The sequence below is a fragment of the Bradyrhizobium sp. HKCCYLRH2015 genome, from assembly GCF_051168215.1.
Classification (GTDB): Bacteria; Pseudomonadota; Alphaproteobacteria; order Rhizobiales; family Xanthobacteraceae; genus Bradyrhizobium.
In genome coordinates, this window is record NZ_JBNPUO010000003.1 from 156,355 (window position 1) to 177,930 (window position 21,576).

The following is a 21,576-nucleotide window of genomic DNA, read 5'->3' on the forward strand; positions in this document are numbered from 1 at the left end:
GAACCTTCCGGCACACTGAACTAATTCAGCCGACAGCATCTCGGCTCTTAGCAGGGGAGATTCGCGTCGTTCGCGAGCCAGCTAACATCGACGAAAGTGGCGAAATCTTCTTAAGATTTGCGCTTCGGCGTTTAACGAATGTTATGCACTTGTGCTCGGGATCGTTCCTGATTTAATGCTGCCGTGATGCGCACAGAGAAGCGCCCCTGATGGGGAGACAGGACATCGGACCGCCGACGAGATGTGCCTCTTGTCCTGCCAGCGACAAGGGATTTTGCGGAGCTATCTTTGCGTCGTGCGGCGATCGAGCGGCTTTCAAGGAGCTGGATCAACGCTTCTTCACGGTCGCGGCCGGCCATCCCGTAGGAACCGACTCGGACATCATCGTCCTCTGCAGTGGATGGGCGTTCCGCTATCTGCCGTTCAGCGACGGCAGGCGGCAGATCGTGAAGTTCCTGTTCACGGGAGATTTTGCGTCCGTCCGGATGATCTTCTCGAACGTGCCGTCGCGTGCGGATTTTTCCGTCAAGTCGCTCTCGGATGTCCAAGTTTGCGCTTTCCACGCCGGCGCCTTGCGCAGGAAGTGCCTGACTGATCCCTCCCTGGTGGCGCTCGGGTTCGAGCTGCTCTTGCAGGAGAGGTCGGACGCGTATGAGCTCGCGAGCGTTCTGGGACAGCGCCCCGCCGAAGGCCGGATCGCCTTTCTCATTCTCAGCCTGATGAGACGGGCTAACGCGGGCCGGCTCGATCAATCTCGAAGATATTCGCTGCCGCTGCGCCAGCAGCACATCGCCGACACGGTCGGCCTTACCACCGTTCACGTCAGCCGCATCCTGGCGCAGTTTCGCGATCGTGGCATGCTGACGATCAGCGAGGGCAGCATCATCGTGCACGACCTGCCGGCGCTCGAGGACGCGGGTGCGCTGACATAGCCTGAGCCGCCTTCGCCGTACGAGGCATCGCAAATGCCGCTCGGAGCTGCGCCGCCGTCGGGCAGGAGGTCATCGCATCCGCGTAGCCTTCACATCACCCCGATGCTCTTCAGGCTGGTGTGGCCGTTCTTGCCGACGATGATGTGGTCGTGAACCGTGATTCCCAGGGGCTTGGCGATCTCCACGATCGTCTTGGTCATCCGGATGTCGGCCTGTGACGGCGTCGGATCGCCCGAGGGATGGTTGTGCACCAAGATGATCGCGGTGGCCGACAATTCGAGCGCCCGCTTGATCACCTCGCGTGGATAGACCGGCGTATGATCGACGGTGCCGGTCTGCTGCACCTCGTCGGCGATCAGCTGATTGCGCTTGTCGAGAAACAACAGCCTGAACTGCTCCTTGTCGGCGAACGCCATGCTGGTGCGGCAATAGGTGATGACGTCCTGCCAGGACGCCAGCGCGTGCTTCTGCCGCACCTCGCCCCTGGCGATGCGGTGCGCGGCGGCGGCGATCAGCTTGAGCTGGGTGATCGATGCGTCGCCGACGCCGTCGATCTCGCGCAGCCGCGGCTCCGGCGCGTGGATCACCTCGGCGAACGATCCGAACGTTTTCAGCAGCGCCTTCGCCAGCGGCTTGACGTCGCGCCGCGGCAGCGCGGCGAACAGCACCATCTCCAGCAGCTCGTAGTCGTTGAGCGCGTCGGGGCCGGCGCTGTGAAAGCGCTCGCGCAGCCGCTGCCGGTGGCCGTGATAGTGCGGCGTGTCCGGCGGCGTATCGTTGGAAGGAGGGGCTTTCTCGGGCATCGGCGTCAGCATGCCGTGATGCCGCATTTTTGCAACCTCGAAGTGCTCGCGCGCCATGGGGCGCGCCTTGCTAGGCCGCGCGTCCCGTCAGCACGACGGCGAGGCCGACGATGAGCGAAAACGCTGTGGGATAGAAGGTGAGCGCAAAGCCGAAGGCGCGGCCCGCCGCGCCCCAGGCATAGCCGAGCCAGAACAGCAGCCGCCCGAGGCCGAACAGGATCACGAGCGTGAGCAGCAGCGGCGCGGGATGAGGCAGCGTCGCCGCCAGGCCGAGATGCACCGTGACCGCGAGCGCGGCCTGCTCCAGCGTGTTCTGCAGGATCGCATTTCCCCTGCGGACCGCATCGCTCGCGACCGTGGTCGCGCTGCCGGCGATGTCCTGGGCCGAGAAGAAGCGCAGCCGGGCGACATTGCCGATCGCGGCGAGCAGCCAGACGATCACGAACAGATCGAGCCGCAGCGCGATGGCGAGGCGCTCTGCGGCGGGCTCCGCAGGGCCGTCGCCTCGCCACAGCGCGACGCCGATGGCCGCGATCGCGATCAGCGCGGCTGCGGCCATGCCGGCGGCGACCTGGGTCTGCTCGCGATGGAATGCTGCATCCTCGGCCATGGCGATCGAGTCCTCCTGGGGCACCGGACGACGTCCATTTTGCCAGTCCGGCGATCCTGCTTACAATGGCAGACCGCGGAGGAAGGCTTCGATGCTGGCGAGGACGGGCCTCTGGTCGCCGGCGAACATCCAATGGTCGGCGCCGTCGAGCTCGACGAAACGTGCGTGGCGGATCTGGCCGGCGAGATGCCGCCCGGCCCCGACGACCACCGCGCGATCGTGGCGACGGTGCAGCACCAGGGTCGGTGCGGATATCCGTGCGAGCAGGTGGCGCACGTCCATATCGCTGAAGGCTTCGAGCAGGCCCTTGATGGCGCCGGGGCTGGATGCTGCGCGAAGCAGTCCGGCCCACCAGGCGCGCGCCTGGGGATCGCCGGCCAGGCTCGGCGCGAACGTCTCGATGCCGGCCGGTCCGCCCCATCCGGCCACGAGCTGCCGCAGCCAGATGCCGTACTGGCCGGCCTGCAGCGCATGCGGATAGTCGGCCGCAGCGCTGCCCTTGGCGAGCGAGGCGAACAGGATCAGCCCGGCGACACGTTCGGGATGGTCGGCCGCGAAGGTGATGCAGGCCGGTCCGCCCTCGGAGGCGCCGAGCAGCACCGTGCGCCGGCTGCCGGCGGCGTCGAGCACGGTCGCGATGTCGCGCGCGGTCGCCTCGACGCTCGGGCTGAAACCGACCCGGTCGGAGAGCCCGATGCCGCGGCGGTCGAACAGGATCAGACGGCCGATTCTGGCGAGCGCGGACAGCAAGGCCCGGCAGCGCGGCTCCTCCCAGATCCGTTCGACATGCGAGACGAAGCCGGGCAGCAGCAGAATGTCCAGCGGACCGGCGCCGTAGGTCTGATAGGCGAGATGAACGCCGTCGCCGAGGACATAGCGCGTCGGCGGCGCGCTTTCGCCGTGGGCCGCGACGCCCTGCGCCAGCAGCGCCAGCGTCTCCGCCTCGGGGGGCACGCCGAGCTCGTCGCGCAGCCGCTGTGTCAGGGCGCCGAGATGGCGCTCGGCGGCGGCGCGGTCGCCGGCCAGCAGCAGGCTGCGGATCAGGGCGCGGCCATAGACCTCGCTGAGCGGATCGAACGCGACGAGGCGTGCGGCATGGACCGTGGCGGCGCCATGATCACCGGCCGCGCTTCGGTCCTGCACCACGCGCTCCAGCGCCTGGACTGCCCGGCCGCGCAGGGCTTCACGCCGGAAGAACGCCCATTCCTCGAACTGCGGACAGTCGCCGGGCGTGAAGCCGTCCAGGAAGTCGCCGGAATAGAGGCGGCAGGCCAGCTCGAATTCGCCGCGGTCGCAGGCCGTTTCGAACAACCCCGAGTCGACCTCCAGCTCGACCGCGGCGGCCCATCGAACCGTCGCGCGATCGATGGTGAGGCAGCCGTCGCCGAGCGTGAGCTGGAGCCGGTGCAGCAGGCGGCGCAGCCTTGCGCGCGCCACCTCTTCCGAACTCTCGGGCCAGAGCATCGTCGCCAGCACGTCCCGCGCGACGGGGCCTTTGGCTTCCGCCAGATAGACCAGCAGGGCGAGGCCCTTGCGCAGCGCCAGCGGGCATGGCTGACCGTCGCGATGCAGCTCGGGGAAGCCAAATGTCCGGACGCGGAACTGAACCATCGGGATGCGACCTGCATGGCTGCGTCCGGGGGACGCTCGGGGGACGGTCGATTGGTAAGGGCTCAGGCTCGCACGAGACGTGACCGATCCCAGGATCGGGCGTCTCGATCACGGCCATGCCGTCCTCGATGCAACAAGGAAACATTCATGTCCGGACGCCTCCTCATCATGCTCTACGCCATCACGAGCTATGCCGTCTTTCTTGGGTCGTTCGTATGGGCGGTCGGTTTCGTCGGCAATTACAACTATCTCACGGCCAAGTCGATCGACGTCGGCGTGTCCAGCGCCGTGACCGAGGCCGTCGTCGTCGACGTGCTGCTGCTCGCGCTGTTCGCGATCCAGCACAGCGTGATGGCGCGGCCGGCCTTCAAGCGCGCATTGACGCGCATCATTCCGGCGGCCGTCGAGCGCAGCACCTATGTGCTGCTGTCCAGCCTGATCCTGCTGCTGCTGTTCTGGCAATGGCGTCCGATCCCGAATCCGGTCTGGCACGTCGAGGGTGTTGCCGCGGGCGTGCTGACCGGCCTCCACTGGCTCGGCTGGATCATCGCGCTGTCCTCGACCTACATGATCGATCATTTCGACCTGTTCGGCCTGCGCCAGGCGGTCCTTGCGCTTCGCGGCAGCGCCGGGACAGCGCAGCCTTTCAGAACGCCGCTGCTGTATCGGCTGGTGCGTCACCCGCTGATGCTGGGCTTCCTGCTCGCCTTCTGGGCCACGCCTGAGATGTCGCTCGGCCACCTGCTGTTCGCCGCCCTCAGCACAGCCTACATCCTGGTCGGGCTGCAACTCGAGGAGCGCGATCTGGTCGCCCAGTTCGGTGACACCTACCAGCGCTATCGCCGGCAGGTGCCGATGCTGCTGCCACGGCTGATCGGCGGCCGGCGGACCGCGGAGACCGAGACGGAGGCGCACGGCGCGCAGTAGCCGGCGCGGGCTCGACGTCGCCAGGGCCTCGTCGAGCGCGCTCGCCTTTGATTGCGGACTTGCTCGATGCAGCGCCCACGCAGACGTGAATTGGAGCGGGGGACCTCAGCACCTATGTCGGGCTTGAATGCTGCGATGCAAAATCGCAGATCGACAGCCTCCGTTCTCATCGGGCCCTATGGCCTGCCGTTCCTCCCCGAGAGAGATCCACGTTGACCACCATCACGTCCGATTCCGGCGACTCGCTGTCGGCCTGGATCACGCTGCTATTGGCCTTTTCCTGCGGGCTGATCGTCGCCAACATCTATTACGCGCAGCCGCTGATCGGGCCGATCAGCGCCGACCTCGGGCTGCGGCCGCAGCTCGCGGGACTGCTGGTGACGATGAGCCAGATCGGCTACGGCGCGGGTCTGTTGTTCGTGGTGCCGCTCGGCGATCTCATCGAGAACCGCAAGCTCGTCATCACGACCATCATCGTCGGCGCGGCCGCGCTCGGCTGTGCGGCGCTGGCGACCAGCCCGTCGACGTTCCTGCTCTCGGCGCTGCTGATCGGCTTCGGCTCGGTCGCGGTGCAGATCCTGATCCCCTATGCCGGGCACATGGCGCCGGAGGCGATCCGCGGCCGCACCGTCGGCAACGTCACCACCGGCCTGATGCTCGGCATCATGCTGGCGCGGCCACTGGCGAGCTTCGTCGCGGCGCATGCGTCCTGGCACGTCATCTATGCCGCCTCGGCGCTCGCCATGCTGATCCTGGCCGTCGTGCTGCGCCTCGCCCTGCCGCCGCGCGAGCCGCAGGCGCGGCTGAGCTACGGCCAGCTGCTCGGCTCGATGGTCGAGCTCTATCGCGACACGCCGGCGCTGCGCCGCCGTGCGCTGTACCAGGCCGCGCTGTTCGGCGGCTTCAGCGTGTTCTGGACCACGTCCCCGCTGCTGCTGGCCGGGCCCGATTTCCGGATGTCGCAGACCGGCATCGCACTGTTCGCGCTGGCCGGCGTCGCCGGCGCGATCATGGCGCCGGTCGCCGGCCGCATCGCCGACCGTGGCTGGACCCGGCCGGCGACGATCGCCTCGATGCTGATGTGCGCGCTCGGCTTCGCGCTGACATTGGCGGCACCGCTCGGAACCCCTTGGTCGCTGGCGACTTTGGTGATCGCCGCCATCGCGATCGACTGCGGCGCGCAGCTCAGCCTGATCCTCGGCTATCGCGTGCTGTTCGTGCTCGGCCCCGGCCAGCGCAGCCGGCTGAACGGGCTCTATATGACCACCTTCTTCGTCGCCGGCGCCGCCGGCTCCGGCCTCGGCGCCTGGGCATACGCCCATGGCGGCTGGACAGCCGCCGCCGCGCTCGGCACGGCGCTGCCGCTCGCCGCTCTGGCCTATCAGTTCACCGAGCCGAAATGATCAGAACGGGCTGCGCTTGAGCCCGGGCACCAGCGCCGCGAGCCGGTCCTTGATCCATGGCGCCGGCGGCAGCTTTCCGGTGGGCATCTCGACCGCGGCGGCCGGGTTGCGGCTCACGGCGAGCGTCAGGGTCGCGAGATAATGGTCGCGCTCCTCCTTCACCGCGCAATGCGCGCGGTGTTCGGGATCGGCTTCGGTCGCGACGCGGTCATTGGCATTGATGACGAGCCGCTGCTTCGGCCGTCCGGTGTAGTTGGGCACGTTGGTGTAGATGAACTCGTTCAGCGCCTCGGGAAAGAACGTCTGTCCGGTCAGCACCGTGGTCTCGTCGACAAACACCCTGAAGTGGATGTGGGTGGCGCGGCCGGCATACCAGCCGGGATAAATCGTCCTGAAGCCGGCCCAGCCGGCGGCATCGGCCATCTGCGTGCCGCGCAGATACGTCTTGCCGCTCTGGTCGAGCTTGTGGGTGTCGCTCTGGCCGGGATAGCCCGAATAGATGCCGCGGGCGTCGCAGTGCCAGATGTCGACGCGCGCGCCTGGTACCGGCGCGCAGGTGCCGGCCTCGATGACGCGAAGACGCAGCCTGAGCGGCACGCCCGGCCGGTCCTCGGCGATCTCGGCGCGCACCAGCTTGGGATCGAGATAATAGGGCCCCGATTCCGACTGCGGCGTCAGGATGCAGGCCTCGTCGGCATTCGCCGATGCAGGAGCCGTCTCCGACGCTGCGCGGGCCGGCGGCGTCAGCAGCGTTGCGCCCGCCGAGAGCAGGCCGAGGACGCCACGGCGTGTTGCGTTGGTCAGAGCAGCCTCCCGCGCTCGCATGCGATGGAAGCGGCAGTCGATCAGCCGGAGATGGCAACAATCGGACGCCCGACGGCCATTGGGCCAGGCAGCCCGCTCACACCTGCGTCAGCGGCTTCTCGCCATGGCGCTCCGAGAGCGTGAAGATCTCGACGCCATCATTGGTGACGCCGACCGAGTGCTCGAACTGTGCCGACAGCGAGCGGTCGCGCGTGACGGCGGTCCAGCCGTCGGACAGGATCTTCACATGCGGCTTGCCGAGATTGATCATCGGCTCGATGGTGAAGAACATGCCGGGCTTGAGCAGCACGCCCTCGCCGGGACGGCCGACATGGATGATGTTCGGCTCGTCGTGGAACAGCCGGCCGAGGCCGTGGCCGCAGAAGTCGCGCACCACGCTCATGCCCTGCGGCTCGACGAAGCTCTGGATCGCATGGCCGATATCGCCGGTGGTGGCGCCGGGCTTCACCGCGGCGATGCCGCGCATCATCGATTCGTAGGTCACCTCGATCAGCCGCTCGGCCTTGCGCGCGATCGGCCCGATCGCATACATGCGGCTCGAATCGCCGTACCAGCCGTCGACGATGAAGGTGACGTCGACATTGATGATGTCGCCTTCCTTCAGCGGCCGGTCGTTCGGCATGCCGTGGCAGACCACGTGGTTGATCGACGTGCAGGTCGAGTAGCGATAGCCCCGATACATCAGCGTCGCCGGATAGGCGCCATGGCTGAAGGCGAAGTCGCGAACGAAATCGTCGATCCGAGAGGTCGGCACGCCCGGCTTGACGATGTCGGTGAGCGCATCGAGGCACTTCGACACCAGCGCGCCGGCCTTGCGCATGCCGGCAAAGCCGCTCGGGCCGTGCAGCTTGATCTGGCCGTTCTTGCGCGCAGCGGCGTCGGTCGCTTCGATATAGTTCATGGGCCTGTTTCGTTCTCGAACATGTCGCGGGGTGATCGTCTAATTTAATGATCGTGCCGCCCGGTGCAAGCCGGGTCTGTACGGTTGAATCTGCCGCCCTAGCCGGTCGGCACCTCGAGCGTGGTCTCGACCGGCAGCGCGCCGCCGCGAACGCGAAGCTCTCGCACCGGATACGGCACCCTGATGCCCTCGCGCTTGAAGGCCTCCCACAGCGCCAGCATCACCTCGCTCTTGACGCTGTCCATGTAGCTGGGATCGGCGATCCATGTGGTCAGCGAGAACTTCATGCCGGCCTCGGTGAACTCGGTCAGCAGGCAGTTCGGCGCCTTCGATTTCAAGGTGCGCGGCGTCTCGGCCGCGATCTCGGTGGCGAGTTTGCAGACGACGCGGGGATCGGCGTCGTAGTTGGTGCCGAAATTGACCTTCACCAGCGTGTTCTTGTCGGTGTAGGTCCAGTTGGTCACCTTCTGGGTGACAAGATCCTCGTTCGGGATCAGGAACTCGCGGCCGTCGCCGGCGGCGACAGAGATGTAGCGCGTGTTCATCGCGCTGATGCGCCCCGAGCTGTCGCCGATGGTGACGAGATCGCCCGGCTTCACCGATTTGTCAGCCAGCAGGATGATGCCCGCGACGAAATTGGCGACGATGCGCTGCAGGCCGAGGCCGATACCGACACCGGCGGCGCCGGAGAAGATCGCGAGCGCCGACAGGTTGATGCCGACCGCACTGATCGCAATCGCAACGCCGAGGATCATCAGGCCCATGCGGACCATCTTGATCAGGAGCACCTGGATCGACGGTGTCAGGTCGGTCGAACGCGTGATACGGCTCTCGACGAAATTGCTGGCGACGTTGGTCAGCCACAGCACCGCGAGCAGCAGCACGCCGAGCTTGATCACCAGCAGCGGCGTCAACCTGAGGCCGCCGAGCACGACCGAGATGGAATCGAGCGCGTCGACCACATTGTCGAGCTGGCCGATGATGCTGAGCGCCGCGACCAGCCAGGCCGAGATCGACACGATCTGCACGATGAAGGTGCTGCGGATCACCGAAGTGATCAGCCGGATCACCAGCCAGGCCAGCGCCAGCTTGAGCGCGACGGCGAGCAGGTAGCTGCGGCTCGGCCAGGTCCACAGCAACATGCCGGTGCGGGCGATCCGCATCAGGATCACGAACACGACCGTGGTGACGCTCTCCAGCAGCACCCGCAGCAGCTGCCGCAGCGGGCCCGGCCAGCCCATCGCCAGCGAGGTCATGTCGATGCGGGCGCGCACGGCAGCGCTGGCGGCAAAGGCGATGCCGGCGCCGCTCAGCACCAGCCCGAGCTGAAGATAGAACCACGGCGAAGTGACCTCGGCGCCGATCGAGCGGCCAACGGTCTGCAGGAATTCGAGAACGTCTTTCAGGTCGAGGTCCATCAGCGGGGTCTCGGAGGGGAACAGGGGCGCGGGTTGGCCGGATCAGCGGGATTTAGTTCGTTTTCGTCACGGGCGATTGCCGCGAAATATACCCCGAACGCGGGCAAGGATGGAAAAATGGGCATATCGCCGCGATAAGAGCAAATCCGGTTGGCGTGCAAGTGTGGCGACGATAAGGATGTAAAACTCGGATTCATCAACGTTTTTTCATGACATCCCTCGACGCCGTCAGCATTGCAATCCTCCTCGGTGCGGTCCTCGTCATGGCCGGCATCCTGTCGAGCCTGCTGGCGCTGCGCTTTGGCGCACCGCTGCTGCTGGTGTTCCTGGTGATCGGCATGCTGGCGGGCGATTCCGGCCCTGGTCATATCGAGTTTCAGGACGTTCGTACCACCTATCTGGTGGGCTCCGTCGCGCTGGCGCTGATCCTGTTCGATGGCGGCCTGCGCACGCGCTTCCAGAGCATCCGCACCGTGCTGGCGCCCTCGATGGTGCTTGCGACCGTCGGCGTGCTGATGACCGCCTTCATCACCGCGCCGGTGGCGAAATATGCCCTCGACCTCGGCTGGACCGAGGCGATGCTGGTCGGCGCCGTCATTGCCTCGACGGATGCGGCGGCCGTGTTCCTGCTGGTCCACGCCCAGGGCCTGCGGCTGCGCCCGCGCGTCGGCGCCACGCTGGAGGCGGAATCCGGCAGCAACGATCCGTTCGCGGTGTTCCTGACCCTGATGCTGGTCGAGCTGATCTCGGTCGGCCACGGCAGTATCGGACATTTCGTGTTCGAGCTGGTCCGCGAGGCCGTGCTCGGCACGCTGTTCGGCATCGTCGGCGGCCGCCTCGTCGTCATCGGCCTCAACCGGGTCTCGCTGCCGCAGGGGCTGCACGCGCCGTTCGTGACCACCGCTGCGCTGGTCATCTTCGGCATGGCGCAGATCGCCCACGGCTCCGGCTTCCTCGCGGTCTATCTCGCCGGTCTGATCGTCGGCAACCGGCCGACGCGGGCGCACAACTCTGTCGTCACCTTCCTCGATGCCGCGACCTGGCTTGCCCAGATCGTGATGTTCGTGCTGCTTGGGCTGCTGGTGTCGCCGCAGCGGCTGCTCGACAGCCTGCTGCCGGCGATTGCCGTCGCGCTGATGCTGATGCTGGTGGCGCGACCCGTCGCGGTGTTTCTCTGCCTCTATCCGTTCCGGTTCAACTGGCGGGAGAAGGCGTTCATCGCCTGGACCGGCCTGCGCGGCGCGGTCGCGATCTTCCTGGCCTCGATCCCGCTGCTGGTCGGCCTGTCCAACGCCTATCTCTATTTCGACGTCGCGTTCGTGGTGGTGATCATCTCGCTGCTGGCGCAGGGCTGGACGCTCGGCATTGCCGCGCGCAAGCTGCACGTGGCGCTGCCGCGCACCGATCGCGGCCCGCGCCGCATCGAGCTCGATCTGCCCGGCCAGCTCGAGCAGCAATTGGTCGGCTATTCGATCCGCTCCAAGAGCCTGTACTTCCGCCGCGGCCTGATCCCGTCCTGGTCGAAGCCGACCCTGGTGATCCGCAACCAGCAGATCCTGTCGCCGCCCGAGGCCGAGCCGATCGCGCCGGGTGACTACCTCTATCTGCTGGCGCCGCCGGAAAAGGCCGAGTCGCTCGACCGCTTCTTCGTCGACATGCCGCCGTCGGCGGCGCCCGACCCGCATCTGCTCGGCGACTTCATGGTCTCGGCCGAGCATACGCTCGACGAGGTCGCCGGCATCTATGGCGTCAAGCTCGGCGAGGGCGAGGACAAGCTGACGCTGGCCGACTATTTCGACATTCACCTCGACAACGCGCCGAAGGAAGGCGCGACCGTGGCGCTCGACACCATCGTGCTGGTCGCCCGCTCGATCTCCGGCGGCCGCGTCAACGTGGTCGGCCTGCGCCTGCCGGAGGACGAAGAAGAGGTGCCGGTGCTGACGCGCAAAGAGCGGATGAAGCGCAGACTGGCCGAAGTCTGGTCGTCGGTTGCGGGAGTGTGAGCGTCACTCTGCCGCGGGCAGGACCGCGATCGAAATCGCATTGTCCGGCGCGCCGCTGACCTGCAACACCAGGGGATGCGATCCCAGCTCGTACTTCAGGGTCTTGCGGATGCCGTCGCAATCGGTGGCGCCGCTGAAGCCGGCGGGTTTGAGGATCTTGCCGTCCTGCACGACGTCGATCCAGGCCGCGGCCGACAGGCTGATCGTGTACACGCCCGCCTTGGGCGCTGCGGTGATCCGCGTGAGGCCGGCGAAGGTGCCGTCCTTGGGCGCGCGTTCCGGTGGCATCGCCAGCCTGGCCTCGGCCGTCGGACGCAGCTCCAGCACCATGCCGGTGGCCGGGATGGCGGCGATCTCGGCGCCCGATACCAGCTTCTCGCGGTTGGCCGCGGTCAGAGCGGCACGCTCGCGCGCGATGTCCCATTTGAATTTGTCGCAGCCGCTCGGTTCGGCGGCAACCGCAGCCGAGCTCGCGGCCAGCGTGAGGAGGAAGGCAGTCGTGGCGGGACGGATCAGGATCATGACGGACTCGCGACTGTTGCGCCGCGCAGCGGCGCGCGGCATTTCGATACCGCGATAACAGGAGGTGGAGGGACCGTCATCCCCTTCGATCGTCGCGCTCACGGCGCGAACGATGTCATTCTAAAGCAATCCAGCCTTACTGCGATTCAGCCTTACTGCGATTCCTGCGCCGCGTCAGCCGTCGCTGAATCAATTCTTGGCGTCCGGCGCATGCAGCACCGCTCGGCAGCCAGGCGGCAGTTGCGCCATCGTAATCGGTTGCGGCGGCTTGGGTGGCTCTTTCGGCGGCAGCGGATGCAGCACCGCGTCCGAGAACCAATAGTCGAGGTCGCCGCAGCCATCGCCGCCCTCCTGGTTGGTCTGGCCGTGGCAGTCCGGGTTGCCCGGCGGGCACACCATGCGGATGTGGAAGTGATAGTCGTGTCCCCACCACGGCCGCACCTTGGTGAGCCAGCTGCGGTCGCCCCTGGCGTCCCGGCACAGCGCCTTCTTGATCGCGGCGTTGACGAAGATGCGCTGCACCGACGGCTCCTGGGCGGCGGCCCGGATCACGGCGAGGTGGCCCTTCGTGAACACGCGCGGATCGACATCGAGGCGATCGGGCCGAACCATCATGACCGCCGACATCTCCTCGCGCTCGTTGCGCGACAGCCTGTGGTCGGGCATCGGCGTCAGCCAGATGTCGGCGTCGAGCCCGATCTGATGGCTGGCATGGCCGCTCAGCGCCGGACCGCCGCGCGGCTGGCCGATATCGCCGACCAGGATGCCGGGCCAGCCAGCATCCTTGTGCGCGCGGGTCGCCAGCCGCTTCAGCAGCGCGATCAGGTTGGGATGGCCGAAATTGCGGTTGCGCGACAGCCGCATCACCTGCCAGCCCTCGCCATTGATCGGCATTCGCTCGGCGCCGGCGATGCAGCCGCGATTGTAGGTTCCAATCACCTTGGTCGGTTGCGCCGACGGCAGGATCCTGCGAGCGAACAGCTCCTTGGCCGGCGTATTCGGATCGTCCGGATGCGCCAATGGCGGCAGGGCCTTTGGCTCGACGCTGCCCTTGTCCTGGGCATGGGCCGGGGTCGCCGCGGCAATGACGGCCGAACTGATGATGGCGACCAGAATCAGGCGGACATGCATGAAGCCAGTGTAGCGTTTGCCGACCGGCCGAGTTGCCCAATTCTACGTCAACAGCAGGTCATTCAAGCTATTTTAACCTGGCTCTAACCCTGCTGCCGGATTGGCGGAACTGGCTGAACTCGGTTCAATTGCGTGAGTTCGTTCGGTAAATGAACAATAAGCGCAAGGCCACTGCACGGTATGCGGGTCTTTTCTGGCCGGTGGCAACCGACGTCACATATCGCTGGTTGTACCGCAGCCCTTGGTTGATCCTCGGCGCAAGGCTCAACTCTCCAAATACGCGAGTGCATCTCCCTATTCCCGTAACCAATGGCTGTCGTGTTCTGCATCAAGATACCATTTTTTCAGAAACGTGGCTGAAAACTGCCTTTTGAGAAGGAGAGTGAGGCACGCGATGCGGCCCGTTCGGCCACCCACGGCAAAAAAGCGCAATCGCGTGCCAAGCGCCCGCGATGCAGTTCACCCGGTCAAGCCAAGCCCGAAATTGCGGCGGCACAACCTGCGCAAGCTTGGCCCTGGCGATGGGAGCAAGTGCGCCGAAATGGCGATGGCGGAGGCGAAGAAGGCGCATGATCGGCTGATCGAAGCGATCGACCTTCTTCCCGAGGGGATCGTGTTCCTCGACGCCGACGGCCGTTACATCCTCTGGAACAAGAAATACGCCGAAATCTACAACCGCAGCTCGGACCTGTTCGAATCCGGCGCCCGGCTGCAGGACACGATCCGGATCGGCGTTGCCCGCGGCGACTATCCGGAAGCCGCCGGCCGCGAGGAGGAGTGGATCGCCGAACGGCTCGAAAAGCTGTTTCATCCGAGCGGCCGCCACGAGCAGAAGCTGTCGGACGGCCGCACCATCCTGATCGAGGAGCGTCTGACCGGCGATGGCGGCATCGTTGGCCTGCGCGTCGACATTACCGAATTGAAGCAGCGCGAGGAGTCGTTCCGCCTGCTGTTCGACGGCAATCCGGTGCCGATGATCGTCTGCGCGACGGATGATGGGCGCGTGCTCGGCGTCAACGAAGCGGCGGCCCAGCATTACGGCTATAGCCGGGACGCCTTCGAGCGGCTCAGCATCCGCAGCCTGCAGGCCTATGACAGCGAGCCGCCCTGGGCAGGCGAGCAGTCCAGCGAGGAGCAGGCGGCGCGCACCTGGAAGCATGTCCGCGCCGATGGCGCCCTGATCGATCTCGCGATCTATTCGCGCCATCTTGTCCACAACGCCCAGCCCGCGGTGCTGCTGGCGCTGATGGACATCACCGAGCGCAAGCGCGCCGAGGCGCGGCTCGCCTTCCTCGCCCAGCACGACGCACTGACCGGCCTGCCGAGCCGCAACCTGCTGCGCCAGAAGATCGATGACAAGCTTGCCCAGATGCGGCGCGGCTCCGAGAAGATCGCTGTGCTGGTGCTTGGCCTCGATAATTTCAAGTCGATCAACGATACCCTCGGCCACGCGGTCGGCGACCGGCTGTTGCGCGGGGTCGGCAAGCGGTTGCGCTCGGTCCTGCGTCAGGAGGACATCGTCGCGCGACTGAACTCCGACGAGTTCGCGGTGGTGCAGGGAGGGCAGGCGCGGCCGGAGGATGCGGCCCAGCTCTGCCGCCGGCTGCTGGAGGCGATCGCCGATCCCTATCTCATCGACGGCAGCTCGGTGACGATCGGCGCCACGATCGGCATCGCCATGGCGCCGAACGACGGCGACGACGCCGAGAAGCTGCTCAAGAATGCCGACATGGCGCTGTCGCGCGCGAAGAACGAGACGCGCGGCACCTTCAGCTATTTCGAGTCCGGCATGGATGCGCGGGCGCAGAGCCGGCGCAAGATCGAATCCGAGCTGCGCGAGGCCATCCAGCGCGACCTGCTACAGCCGCATTATCAGCCGCTGATCGACCTCTCGACCGGACGCATCACCGGCTTCGAGGCGCTGGCGCGCTGGCCGCATCCCGAGCGCGGCATGATCCCGCCGTCGGAGTTCATCCCGGTCGCCGAGGAGACCGGCCTGATCTCGGCGCTTGGCCGCGCGATGTTGCGCCAGGCCTGCAACGACGCGGCGAAATGGCCGGACGACGTCCGTGTCGCCGTGAACATGTCGCCGCTGCAGTTCCGCGTCGGCAATGTGCTGTCGCTGGTGATGGACGTGCTCAAGCAGTCGGGCCTGCCGGCGAGCCGGCTCGAGCTCGAGATCACCGAGACGCTGGTGCTGGAGAAGAGCGGCCAGGTGCTGGCCACCCTGCATGCGTTGCGCGCGCTGGGCGTCCGCATTTCGATGGACGATTTCGGCACCGGCTATTCCAGCCTGAGCTATCTGCGCAGCTTTCCGTTCGACAAGATCAAGGTCGATCAGTCCTTCATCCGCGGTCTCGCCGCCAATCGCGAGGCGCAGGCGATCGTCCGCTCGATCGTCAGCCTCGGCAAGGGGCTCGGCGTGACGATCACGGCCGAGGGCGTCGAGACGGAGGCGGAGCTCCGCTGTCTGCGCGCCGAGGGCTGCCATGAAGGGCAGGGCTATCTGTTCAGCCGGCCCCGGCCCAATGTCGACATCGTCCGGCTGTTGCAGGCGCAGCGGGACGCCATGGACGGCGCCTCACCCGGCAACGCGCTGGTGGCTTGAGCGAGCGACGCTGGCCGCTGTTGGACGCGCCTCGAAGCGCCGGCGATAAGCCGCGGGTGATGTTCCGACGATGCGCCGGAAAGCGACGCGAAAGGTTTCGAGCGACCGGTAGCCGCACTGCGCGGAGATGTCCGCCAGGGAGAGCGTCGCATTCTCCAGCAGCTCCCGCGCCCGCGTCATGCGCTCCTGCTGTAGCCAGGCCGCGGGGCTCGCGCCCGTGCTGTCCCTGAACGACCGCAGCAAGGTCCGCTCGCTCATTCCGGCGCGTTTGGCCATCGCGCTGATCGCGATCGGCTGCGCCAGTCGCGCGCGTGCCCAATCCATGACGTCGCCGATCGTCCGTCCCGGGCGGATCTGGACCGGTGCGACGACGTATTGCGCCTGCCCGCCGTCCCGGTGCGGCGGCATCACCAGCCGCCGGGCAACGCTGTTCGCAACCTTGCTGCCGAAGTCGCGCCGGACCAGATGCAGGCAGGCGTCGATGCCCGCCGCACTGCCGGCCGAGGTGACGACATTGCCCTCGTCGACATAGAGCGTGTCCTCCTCGATGCGAATATTCGGATAGAGTCGCTTCAGGTCGGGGATGTGCCGCCAATGCGTGGTGGCGCGCCTGCCGTCGAGCAGCCCTGCCGCCGCCAGAACGAACACGCCCGAGCAGATCGACAGGCACCGCGCCCCGCGCGCCGCCGCCTGCGCGATGGCGCGCAGCAGGCGCTCGGGCGGCCGCTCGTTGCGATCGCGCCATCCCGGCACGATGATCGTGCTGGCATCCTTCAGCCGCGCAAGCGGCGCGCCGGCCTCGACCACGATGCCGCCGATGGCGCGTGACCTTCGTCCCTCGGCCGAAACCACCTTGAACCGGTACCACGGGAAATCGAACTCCGGCCGTGGCAGCCCGAAGACCTCGACCGCGATGCCGAACTCGAACGTGCAAAGCCCGTCATAGGCGATGACGGCGACGAGGCCGGGATCGTGCGGAGGGCTGCTGGCTGCGGCTGACGGCATTGGCGGAAACCTACCGGACTTTGTCCGATCCGTCACTTGGGTCGCCCGGCGCAGCGCGCGAGATTGGAGGAGCTGACGCAACGTCGCAGGAGAGAGACGATGACGACCGATGTCACCGAGGTGCCCGCAGCCCCGTCAGCCCAGGCGCTCGCCCATTTCGAGGCGATGCTCTCCTTCGAGACCGATTGCTGGGACGTGCACGAGAGTCTGCATGCAGCAGCTCCGGACTTCATCCTGGTGGATGTCAGGGGTCCGGCCTCGTTTGCCAGGGGGCATATCGCCGGCGCCATCAACATCCCGCACCGGACCATGACCGCGGAGCGGATGGCCGAGTACGCGAACCACAGGCTGTTCGTGGTCTACTGCGCCGGCCCGCACTGCAACGGCGCCAACCGCGCCGCGATCCGGCTTGCGCGGCAGGGACGGCCCGTGAAGATGATGATCGGCGGCATCACCGGCTGGCTCGACGAGGGCTTTGCGCTCACGGCCGGCGATTGAACCTGAGCACCCGGTTCTTACGCCATCCTCCGTGTCGTCCCGGCGAACGCCGGGATCCATACCGCGGGAGCTATCGAGGGACGGGGGCTGGCAGTTGTCTGCCTCACGCCAGCCGGTGGCTATGGATCCCGGCTCAAGGGGCCGGGACGACACCGGTTTTCGGAGGCGCAGCGTCGGCAACTATCACTATGCCGCCTTGCGCAAGCCCGCGAGGAAGGTGTCGACGCTCTTGAACAGGTCGTTCGCATGCTTGCCGAGGTCGCGCGTCGCGACCATGACGTGATCGGCGAGCTGGCGCGACTGCTCGGCCGCGTCGCTGGCGCCGACGACGTTCTGCGACACCTCGTTGGTGCCGGACGCTGCCTGCTGGACGCTGCGCGCGATCTCGCGCGTCGCCGAGCCCTGCTGCTCGACGGCGGCGGCGATGGTCGCGGCAATGCCGCTGATCTCCTGGATCGTGCCGCTGATGCCGCCGATGGCGCTGACGCAGTCGGACGTCGCGGCCTGGATCGAGGTGACCTGGCCGGCGATCTCTTCCGTCGCCTTGGCGGTCTGACCCGCCAGCTCCTTGACCTCGGCGGCGACGACCGCAAAGCCGCGGCCCGCCTCGCCGGCGCGCGCCGCCTCGATGGTGGCGTTGAGCGCGAGCAGGTTGGTCTGGCTCGCGATCGCGTCGATCAGGCGCAGCACGTCGCCGATCCGCTCGGCGGCGGCGGCGAGGCTCTCGACCATCTCGGTGGTCTGCCGCGCCTTGACCACGGCGCCGTCGGCGACCTTGCTGGAATGCGCGACCTGGCGGCCGATCTCGGTCACCGAGGAGGCGAGCTCCTCCGAGGCCGCGGCGACGGTCGATACGCCGCTGGAAGCTTCCTCGGACGCCGCCGCCGCGGCCGCCGTGCGCTGCGAGGTGCCGTTGACGCTGACCGTGATCTCGTGGACGACGCGCTCCATGTCCGCCGTCGCCTTGGCGACCGAGGACACGACGCCCTTGACGTCGGCCTCGAACCGGTCGGCCATCTGTCGCTGTAGCGCCTGCTTCTCCTGCTCGGCGCGGTGTTGCGTCGCCTCCTGCGACTCGCGCAGGCTGGCCGTCTCGATCATGTTGCGGCGGAACACGTCGACCGCCTGCGCCATCGTGCCGAGCTCATCCTTGCGCTGGCCGCCGGGGATCGCGACCTCGGTGTCGCCGCTCGACAGCCGGTGCATGACGGCAGTGATCGCGACCAGCGGACGCGAGATGCCGCGGGCGACGAACAGCGCGACGATGACGGCGAGCAGCAGGATCACGACCGTGCCGATGATCAGCTGCTGCTGCGCGCTGGCGGCGGCGGCCTCGTAAGCCGTGGTGTCCTTGATCAGCTCGAGCACGGCGATCGGGTCGCCGGCGTAGTTCCTGATCTGGCCGGCATAGACGGCGGCGGGCTTGCCGGCCAGGGTGGCATCGCGCAGCAGCGCCGTGCCCTTGAACACTGCGAGCACCTCGTCCGGGGTGGCGACGGTCTCGTCGCCGAACGTCGAGGACAGCCGCTTCGGCTGGCCGTCGTTGATCCAGTAGACGGCGAGATCGATGCCGAAGCGCTGCTTGGCGCGCTCGACGAATTCCTTGCCGAAGGCGGCGCCGACGTCGACGGTCGCGATCACCTTGCCGTCGCGCACGATCGGGGTCATGCCGAAGATGCCGAGCGACAGCCGGCTCTGCTCGACGCCGGCGATCAGGCGGCCGGTCTGGTTGGCCTGCACCACCGTGATGCGGCGCTTCGAGGTGTCGTCGCCGAACACCTTCGGCTCATGCACGCGATAGAAATTGGTGGCCGGCGGCGCCCATACGTTCACCAGCGGAATGCCTTGCGCCTTCAGCGACGTCATGGCGCCGCCGAGCAGGGCGCCGAGCGCGTCGCGGTCACCCTTGAGATAGGCATCGGCGATCGGCGGCAGCGCCGCCAGGGTGGAGCTCACCGCCAGCGCGGCGCGGCCTTCATAGTCGATGCCGGCCGACACGCTGTCGAACTGCAGCTTCAACTGCTGCTCCAGCGCCAGTCGGGTCAGGGCGCGCTGCTGGATGACGGAGAAGGTGCCGAGCACGGCACAGGCGATGGCGACGGTGAGCGAGAGCGCGATGATCAGGCGGGCGGAGATCGATCGGAGGCGGGACATTGGGGCATTCCTTGCTTTGCAGCAAGGGTCCCAGAATACCATTAAGGAACAGATACCGTAGTTGTACGGGAACACCGATTCAGCCGAGGGCGTCCCACGTTCCGCGTTCCCGTCGATCGCATTGGACGATCGGGGTGTCGTGGTCTTCCGTCACGACGTCGTCATGGCCGGGCTTGTCCCGGCCATCCACGTCGTTCGGCACGCTGACAACCACGTGGATGCCTGGGACAAGCCCGGGCATGACGGAGTAACTAATTGGCAGGTTGGCTCGTCGCGACTGCCCAGCCGGTCTATGGGCGATAGCCCTGCGGTCGATCGAGCGGGTGGCGATCCGCCCTCAGCTATCGACCTTGAGCGCGGCGATGAAGGCTTCCTGCGGGATGTCGACCTTGCCGAACTGCCGCATCTTCTTCTTGCCTTCCTTCTGCTTCTCCAGAAGTTTTCTTTTGCGCGTGATGTCGCCGCCGTAGCACTTCGCCGTGACGTCCTTGCGCAGCGCGCGCACGGTCTCGCGCGCGATCACCTTGCCGCCGATCGCCGCCTGGATCGGGATCTGGAACATGTGCGGCGGGATCAGGTCCTTCATCTTCTCGACCATGGCGCGGCCGCGCCCTTCGGCGCGGGTCCTGTGCACCAGCATCGACAGCGCATCGACCGGCTCGTTGTTGACGAGGATCTGCATCTTGACGAGGTCGGCCGGCTTGTAGTCGGTCAAATGATAGTCGAACGAGGCGTAGCCCTTGGAGACCGATTTCAGCCGGTCGTAGAAATCGAACACGACCTCGTTCAGCGGCAGGTCGTATTTGACCATCGCACGGGCGCCCACGTAAGTGAGCTCCTTCTGATTGCCACGGCGGTCCTGGCACAGCTTCAGCACGCTGCCGAGATATTCGTCCGGTGTCAGGATCGTGGCCTCGATCCAGGGCTCCTGGATCTCGGCGATCTTGACCACGTCGGGCATGTCCACGGGGTTGTGGATCTCGATCTCCTCGCCGTCGGTCAGCTTCATCTTGTAGATGACGGAGGGCGCGGTCGCGATCAGGTTGAGATCGAACTCGCGCGACAGCCGCTCCTGGATGATCTCGAGGTGCAACAGGCCAAGGAAGCCGCAGCGGAAGCCGAAGCCGAGCGCGGCGGATGTCTCCATCTCGAACGAGAAGCTGGCGTCGTTGAGCCGGAGCTTGCCCATCGCTGCGCGAAGCGTCTCGAAATCGTCGGCGTCGACCGGGAACAGGCCGCAGAATACGACCGGGATGGCCGGCTTGAAGCCCGGCAGCATCTCCGAGACCGGCTTGCGGTCGTCGGTGATGGTGTCGCCGACACGGGTGTCGGCCACCTCCTTGATCGCGGCGGTGATGAAGCCAATCTCGCCGGGCCCAAGCTCATCGACCTGCTGCATCTTTGGCGTGAAGAAGCCGACGCGCTCGACGTCATAGGCGGCCCCGGTGCCCATCATCCGGACGCGCTGGCCCTTCTTCATGACGCCGTCGACGATGCGCACGAGAACGACGACGCCGAGATAGACGTCGTACCAGCTGTCGACCAAGAGCGCCTTCAGGGTCGCATCGCGGTCGCCCTTCGGCGGCGGCAGCCGGGTGACGATCGCCTCCAGCACGTCGGGAATCCCGAGGCCGGTCTTGGCCGAGATCATCACCGCGTCGGACGCGTCGATGCCGATGACGTCCTCGATCTGCTGCTTGATCTTCTCGGGCTCGGCGGCCGGCAGGTCGATCTTGTTGAGGACCGGAACGATCTCGTGGTTGTTGTCGAGCGCCTGGTAGACATTGGCGAGCGTCTGCGCCTCGACGCCCTGGCTGGCGTCGACCACCAGCAGCGAGCCTTCGCAGGCGGCGAGCGACCGCGACACCTCGTAGGCGAAGTCGACGTGGCCGGGCGTGTCCATCAGGTTGAAGATGTAGTCCTTGCCGTCCTTGGCGCGGTACTGCAGGCGCACGGTCTGCGCCTTGATGGTGATGCCGCGCTCGCGCTCGATATCCATCGAATCGAGCACCTGTTCCTTGCCCGCCATCTCGCGGTCCGACAGGCCGCCCGTCATCTGGATCAGGCGATCGGCGAGCGTGGACTTTCCATGGTCGATATGGGCGACGATGGAGAAGTTGCGGATGTTGGGAATGGGGACGGTCGTCATGGGTCGCGCAGATAGCATCCCGAGCCCCCAACCAGCAACCATATTGCTGAATTTCCAGGGCCTTTCTTCACGCCAA

At 66.7% G+C, this 21,576-nt stretch carries 17 protein-coding genes; 6 read left to right on the forward strand and 11 right to left on the reverse strand.

Annotation, left to right across the window (positions count from 1 at the left end):
• Window positions 1–209: 209 nt before the first annotated feature.
• Window positions 210–932 (forward strand): Crp/Fnr family transcriptional regulator, encoded by a 723-nt coding sequence (locus ACQR1H_RS08750; RefSeq protein WP_315800520.1) that lies wholly within the window; start codon window positions 210–212, stop codon window positions 930–932.
• An 89-nt stretch (window positions 933–1,021) separates the two neighbouring features.
• Here the strand turns inward: ACQR1H_RS08750 and radC are convergent, their stop codons facing one another.
• The 3 genes from radC to ACQR1H_RS08765 form a co-directional block, all read right to left on the reverse strand.
• Window positions 1,022–1,735, reverse strand: coding sequence for a RadC family protein (radC, locus tag ACQR1H_RS08755; protein WP_315800904.1), 714 nt, complete (start codon window positions 1,733–1,735; stop codon window positions 1,022–1,024).
• 70 nt (window positions 1,736–1,805) lie between these two features.
• Window positions 1,806–2,345, reverse strand: a complete 540-nt coding sequence (locus tag ACQR1H_RS08760; RefSeq protein WP_315800519.1) for an MAPEG family protein — start codon at window positions 2,343–2,345, stop codon at window positions 1,806–1,808.
• A 60-nt stretch (window positions 2,346–2,405) separates the two neighbouring features.
• Window positions 2,406–3,956 carry an alpha/beta fold hydrolase gene (locus ACQR1H_RS08765; protein WP_315800518.1) on the reverse strand — a complete coding sequence of 517 codons (1,551 nt, stop codon included), beginning with the start codon at window positions 3,954–3,956 and terminating at the stop codon, window positions 2,406–2,408.
• 147 nt (window positions 3,957–4,103) lie between these two features.
• Between ACQR1H_RS08765 and mddA the strand changes: the two genes are divergently transcribed.
• Complete coding sequence (mddA, locus tag ACQR1H_RS08770; RefSeq protein ID WP_434907423.1) at window positions 4,104–4,883, forward strand: methanethiol S-methyltransferase; 780 nt, start codon at window positions 4,104–4,106, stop codon at window positions 4,881–4,883.
• 212 nt (window positions 4,884–5,095) lie between these two features.
• Window positions 5,096–6,286, forward strand: coding sequence for an MFS transporter (locus tag ACQR1H_RS08775; RefSeq protein WP_316183130.1), 1,191 nt, complete (start codon window positions 5,096–5,098; stop codon window positions 6,284–6,286).
• Here ACQR1H_RS08775 and ACQR1H_RS08780 read toward each other — a convergent pair whose 3' ends face one another.
• The 3 genes from ACQR1H_RS08780 to ACQR1H_RS08790 all read right to left on the reverse strand — a co-directional run bounded on the left by ACQR1H_RS08780 (window position 6,287) and on the right by ACQR1H_RS08790 (window position 9,430).
• The gene (locus tag ACQR1H_RS08780) at window positions 6,287–7,090 is read right to left on the reverse strand and encodes an intradiol ring-cleavage dioxygenase (RefSeq protein ID WP_434907548.1); all 804 of its coding nucleotides are present in this window, start codon (window positions 7,088–7,090) and stop codon (window positions 6,287–6,289) included.
• 97 nt (window positions 7,091–7,187) lie between these two features.
• Complete coding sequence (map, locus tag ACQR1H_RS08785) at window positions 7,188–8,012, reverse strand: type I methionyl aminopeptidase (protein WP_315800515.1); 825 nt, start codon at window positions 8,010–8,012, stop codon at window positions 7,188–7,190.
• 98 nt (window positions 8,013–8,110) lie between these two features.
• Window positions 8,111–9,430: a mechanosensitive ion channel family protein gene (locus tag ACQR1H_RS08790; protein WP_315800514.1), complete on the reverse strand. Its 1,320-nt coding sequence runs from the start codon at window positions 9,428–9,430 to the stop codon at window positions 8,111–8,113.
• A gap of 209 nt (window positions 9,431–9,639) precedes the next feature.
• Here ACQR1H_RS08790 and ACQR1H_RS08795 point away from each other — a divergent pair, with 209 nt between their 5' ends.
• Window positions 9,640–11,433, forward strand: a complete 1,794-nt coding sequence (locus ACQR1H_RS08795) for a potassium/proton antiporter (protein ID WP_434907424.1) — start codon at window positions 9,640–9,642, stop codon at window positions 11,431–11,433.
• A gap of 3 nt (window positions 11,434–11,436) precedes the next feature.
• Here the strand turns inward: ACQR1H_RS08795 and ACQR1H_RS08800 are convergent, their stop codons facing one another.
• Together ACQR1H_RS08800 and mepA are read right to left on the reverse strand one after the other, a co-directional pair.
• Window positions 11,437–11,955: a hypothetical protein gene (locus ACQR1H_RS08800; RefSeq protein WP_315800512.1), complete on the reverse strand. Its 519-nt coding sequence runs from the start codon at window positions 11,953–11,955 to the stop codon at window positions 11,437–11,439.
• Between the two features lie 189 nt (window positions 11,956–12,144).
• Window positions 12,145–13,086: a penicillin-insensitive murein endopeptidase gene (gene mepA, locus ACQR1H_RS08805; RefSeq protein ID WP_316216777.1), complete on the reverse strand. Its 942-nt coding sequence runs from the start codon at window positions 13,084–13,086 to the stop codon at window positions 12,145–12,147.
• A gap of 394 nt (window positions 13,087–13,480) precedes the next feature.
• Between mepA and ACQR1H_RS08810 the strand changes: the two genes are divergently transcribed.
• Window positions 13,481–15,694 carry a putative bifunctional diguanylate cyclase/phosphodiesterase gene (locus tag ACQR1H_RS08810; protein ID WP_434907425.1) on the forward strand — a complete coding sequence of 738 codons (2,214 nt, stop codon included), beginning with the start codon at window positions 13,481–13,483 and terminating at the stop codon, window positions 15,692–15,694.
• On the opposite strand, the gene ftrA is transcribed toward ACQR1H_RS08810, so the two are convergent.
• A complete protein-coding gene (gene ftrA / locus ACQR1H_RS08815) occupies window positions 15,668–16,699 on the reverse strand; it encodes a transcriptional regulator FtrA (RefSeq protein WP_434907426.1) in 1,032 nt (343 codons plus the stop codon). The two genes, ACQR1H_RS08810 and ftrA, sit on opposite strands and share 27 nt — an antisense overlap.
• Window positions 16,700–16,798: 99 nt before the next feature.
• Between ftrA and ACQR1H_RS08820 the strand changes: the two genes are divergently transcribed.
• Window positions 16,799–17,197 (forward strand): rhodanese-like domain-containing protein, encoded by a 399-nt coding sequence (locus tag ACQR1H_RS08820; RefSeq protein ID WP_434907427.1) that lies wholly within the window; start codon window positions 16,799–16,801, stop codon window positions 17,195–17,197.
• A 186-nt stretch (window positions 17,198–17,383) separates the two neighbouring features.
• Here ACQR1H_RS08820 and ACQR1H_RS08825 read toward each other — a convergent pair whose 3' ends face one another.
• Window positions 17,384–19,351 carry a methyl-accepting chemotaxis protein gene (locus tag ACQR1H_RS08825; RefSeq protein ID WP_316239329.1) on the reverse strand — a complete coding sequence of 656 codons (1,968 nt, stop codon included), beginning with the start codon at window positions 19,349–19,351 and terminating at the stop codon, window positions 17,384–17,386.
• 337 nt (window positions 19,352–19,688) lie between these two features.
• Complete coding sequence (gene lepA / locus ACQR1H_RS08830) at window positions 19,689–21,500, reverse strand: translation elongation factor 4 (protein ID WP_316183120.1); 1,812 nt, start codon at window positions 21,498–21,500, stop codon at window positions 19,689–19,691.
• Window positions 21,501–21,576: the final 76 nt, after the last annotated feature.

Bases quoted from the DNA above. Each gene is read 5' to 3' on its own strand.
- ACQR1H_RS08750 (WP_315800520.1), top strand. From the start codon at position 210: ATGGGGAGACAGGACATCGGACCGCCGACGAGATGTGCCTCTTGTCCT.
- radC (WP_315800904.1), bottom strand. From the start codon at position 1,735: ATGCCCGAGAAAGCCCCTCCTTCCAACGATACGCCGCCGGACACGCCG.
- ACQR1H_RS08760 (WP_315800519.1), bottom strand. From the start codon at position 2,345: ATGGCCGAGGATGCAGCATTCCATCGCGAGCAGACCCAGGTCGCCGCC.
- ACQR1H_RS08765 (WP_315800518.1), bottom strand. From the start codon at position 3,956: ATGGTTCAGTTCCGCGTCCGGACATTTGGCTTCCCCGAGCTGCATCGC.
- mddA (WP_434907423.1), top strand. From the start codon at position 4,104: ATGTCCGGACGCCTCCTCATCATGCTCTACGCCATCACGAGCTATGCC.
- map (WP_315800515.1), bottom strand. From the start codon at position 8,012: ATGAACTATATCGAAGCGACCGACGCCGCTGCGCGCAAGAACGGCCAG.
- ACQR1H_RS08790 (WP_315800514.1), bottom strand. From the start codon at position 9,430: ATGGACCTCGACCTGAAAGACGTTCTCGAATTCCTGCAGACCGTTGGC.
- ACQR1H_RS08795 (WP_434907424.1), top strand. From the start codon at position 9,640: ATGACATCCCTCGACGCCGTCAGCATTGCAATCCTCCTCGGTGCGGTC.
- ACQR1H_RS08800 (WP_315800512.1), bottom strand. From the start codon at position 11,955: ATGATCCTGATCCGTCCCGCCACGACTGCCTTCCTCCTCACGCTGGCC.
- mepA (WP_316216777.1), bottom strand. From the start codon at position 13,086: ATGCATGTCCGCCTGATTCTGGTCGCCATCATCAGTTCGGCCGTCATT.
- ACQR1H_RS08810 (WP_434907425.1), top strand. From the start codon at position 13,481: ATGCGGCCCGTTCGGCCACCCACGGCAAAAAAGCGCAATCGCGTGCCA.
- ftrA (WP_434907426.1), bottom strand. From the start codon at position 16,699: ATGCCGTCAGCCGCAGCCAGCAGCCCTCCGCACGATCCCGGCCTCGTC.
- ACQR1H_RS08820 (WP_434907427.1), top strand. From the start codon at position 16,799: ATGACGACCGATGTCACCGAGGTGCCCGCAGCCCCGTCAGCCCAGGCG.
- ACQR1H_RS08825 (WP_316239329.1), bottom strand. From the start codon at position 19,351: ATGTCCCGCCTCCGATCGATCTCCGCCCGCCTGATCATCGCGCTCTCG.
- lepA (WP_316183120.1), bottom strand. From the start codon at position 21,500: ATGACGACCGTCCCCATTCCCAACATCCGCAACTTCTCCATCGTCGCC.